The sequence below is a fragment of the Pseudomonas amygdali genome, from assembly GCF_002699855.1.
In the GTDB taxonomy this organism is placed as follows: Bacteria; Pseudomonadota; Gammaproteobacteria; order Pseudomonadales; family Pseudomonadaceae; genus Aquipseudomonas; species Aquipseudomonas amygdali.
Map to the genome: position 1 here is coordinate 1 of NZ_LKBW01000251.1, position 224 is coordinate 224.

Annotated in this window: 1 pseudogene; it reads right to left on the reverse strand. The window is 55.8% G+C overall.

Going from position 1 to position 224, the window contains the following annotated elements:
- Positions 1-24: 24 nt before the first annotated feature.
- Positions 25-224, reverse strand: a pseudogene (locus tag AO277_RS15735) (IS256 family transposase); the annotation flags it as partial.

Sequence of the window (224 nt, forward strand, 5' to 3'; positions counted from 1 at the left end):
CCTGCCGTCAGGCAGGCCCTTGTTTTACCAGCTCGGTCTGGTAAATCGGTCTCCGTACAGGATCGCAAATTGATTCATTGCCACTTTCCATTCGTGTGCCGCATGACCCCAGTTGGCGGGGATGTTGCGCACCCCAAGCCATATCAGTTTCGTCGCGGCCTCATCGGTCGGGAAGTGCCCTCGAGTCTTGATGATCTTGCGTAACTGGGCATTGATGCTCTCGA